We start from the raw sequence: 2326 nt of genomic DNA, 5'->3' as shown, positions 1-2326 counted from the left end.
GGCGAGCTGCTCGACATGGATCCGAACTACCTCGTGTTCGTCGTCAAGAAGCTCACCTCGCTCGGTCTCGTCGAGCGCATCCCGGACCCTGACGACCGGCGCCGCCGCCTGATCTCGATCACCGAGGCGGGCCTCGACCGGCGCGATGCGGCGGACGCCGCCGTCAACGAGGTGGAGGAACGTCTCGCGACCGGCATCGCGGCCGACGACCTCCGTACGCTCCGCCGGCTCCTGCTCCAGCTCGACGCCAACACCGGCGCGCACCACCCGCTCAGCGACTCGACGCGCTGACCCCTTCGCACCGACTGCGCCAGAACCCCACCGTTCCGCGCACCCGGATGCGAACCCTCGACTTCCTGTCTCAGCAATTGATCATGAGTAAATGACTATCTAGTTGATGGACATACTCAAATCCGCGAGTCGCCCGACTCCACGAAGATCACCGCAGGAGACTCCATGTCCTTCCGTCTGCCCCGCCTTCGACGCCACAACCGCCGCCGCGACGACCGCAACGACGACCGCCGCGACGCACGCGCCCGCCACCTCGCGGTGGCGGCCGCCCTCACCACCACCGCCGCCCTCGTCTCGGCCTGCGGCGGGGACGCGAGCGGGTCGCAGGACGAGACGGTCATCAAGCTCGTGGACCCCGGCAACGCGGGCCTCCTCGCGTACGCCAAGAAGACCGGCATCCTCGAGGAGCGGCTCGAGGCCGCGGACGCCAGGGTGGAGTGGGGCGGTTCGTACGGGTCGTTCACCGCGACGATCGACGCGGTCCGCTCGGCGGACGTGACTCTGCTCGAGGGCGCGATCTCCCCCGTGATCGGTTATCTGTCCACCAGCAAAGACGTCAAGATCTTCGCCGTCGCCGACCGCTCCCGACACCCGAAGGCGCCCGTGGCCGACGGCCTCGTCGTCCAGAAGGACAGCCCGATCACCGCGATCGAGCAGCTCGTCGGCAAGCAGGTCGCTGTCAACAAGGGTGGCCGCGGCGAGTACCTCCTCGGGCTCGCCCTCGACAAGGCCGGCGTCGCCCAGGACAAGGTCGAGAAGGTCTATCTCAACCCCGTGCAGGCCGCGGGCGCGTTCCAGTCGGGCAAGGTCGACGCCTGGTGGGCGATCGTGCGCGGCTACCCGACGGCCGTCGCCGCCGGCGCCAAGACCCTGGTCACCAGCAACGAGGTCGACGACGACGACCTCACCATGCTGGCCGCGCGTACGGAGCTGGTCGACGAGAACCCCGAAGCCCTCAAGATCGTCGTCGACACCCTCGCCGAGCTCCGCAAGGAGGCCAACGCCGACCCCGCGAAGCTCCAGAACGTGTTCACCGACTCGGGCCCGACCGCCACCTCCGGCGCCGCGCTCGAGCGCGACACCGAGGTCGACCGCTACGCGAACCCGTTCCGCCCGGTCGAGGACGCCGACCTGGCCACGATCCAGACCGTCGCCGACTACTTCGCTGATCACGACTTCATCAGCAAGCCGGTGAAGGCCTCCGACGCGGCAGTGCAGCTCGGATCATGACGGCCGCGCTCGACACGACACCGCGGTCAACCGGTCCGGACGCCACCGTGGACGCCCCGGTCACCCTCGCCCGCCCGCGCTTCCTCGGCAGCCGGCAGCGCAGTCGTACGCTCTCGCTGTCCCTCCGCTTCGCGGTGCCGATCGCGCTCGTCACGCTCTGGCAGATCGCGGGCAGCGTGGGCTGGCTCGACCCGGAGATCCTCTCCTCCCCCGGCTCGGTGGTGAACGCGGCCGAGGAGCTGTGGGCCAGCGGGCAGCTCACCGACTTCCTCGCCGCCTCCGGTCGGCGTGCCGCGCTCGGCGTGACGCTCGGCGTCTCGGTCGGCCTGGTCCTCGGAGTCCTGTCGGGGATCTCCGCGCTCGGCGAGGACCTCATCGACCCCACGATGCAGATGTATCGCGCGGTCCCGTTCCTCGCGCTCGTCCCGCTGCTGCTCTCGTGGTTCGGCGTGGGCGAGGGCTTCAAGATCATCCTCATCGCCGTCTCCGCGGTGGCCCCGATGTACGCCTACACCTATCTCGGCGTGCGCGGGGTGGACCGCAAGGTCGTCGAAGCTGCCCGCGGCTACGGCCTGTCCGGCGTACGGCTCGTGGTGCAGGTCATCCTGCCCTCGGCCCTCCCCAACATCCTCATGGCGCTGCGGATCTGCCTCTCGGTCAGCCTCACCGGCCTGATCGCCGCGGAGCAGATCGGCACCACGACCGGGATCGGCTACCTCGTGTCGCTGTCACAGCAGTACTTCCGCAACGACTACATGGTGCTCTGCATCGTCTTGTACGCGGTGATCGGCGTGCTGATCGACCT

At 69.2% G+C, this 2326-nt stretch carries 3 protein-coding genes; all 3 read left to right on the top strand.

The genetic code is table 11. The annotated features are described in order from the left end of the window. On the top strand, positions 1–291 hold a 291-nt coding region (locus PV363_RS17355; protein ID WP_301023024.1), incomplete at its 5' end, for a winged helix DNA-binding protein. A 165-nt stretch (positions 292–456) separates the two neighbouring features. Then, positions 457–1521, top strand: a complete 1065-nt coding sequence (locus PV363_RS17350; protein ID WP_301023023.1) for an ABC transporter substrate-binding protein — start codon at positions 457–459, stop codon at positions 1519–1521. Beyond that, positions 1518–2326 (top strand): ABC transporter permease subunit (locus PV363_RS17345; protein ID WP_301023022.1); only part of this gene is annotated, 809 nt, incomplete at its 3' end. The genes PV363_RS17350 and PV363_RS17345, both read left to right, overlap by 4 nt.

The organism is Mumia sp. (genome assembly GCF_028803055.1).
Taxonomy (GTDB): domain Bacteria; phylum Actinomycetota; class Actinomycetes; order Propionibacteriales; family Nocardioidaceae; genus Mumia.
The sequence above is the reverse complement of the archived record's forward strand: the minus strand, read 5'-3'. Positions and strand labels throughout refer to the sequence as shown.

What these genes read in the sequence shown, in the direction of transcription:
- PV363_RS17350 (WP_301023023.1), top strand. Translation starts at nt 457, where the DNA reads ATGTCCTTCCGTCTGCCCCGCCTTCGACGCCACAACCGCCGCCGCGAC.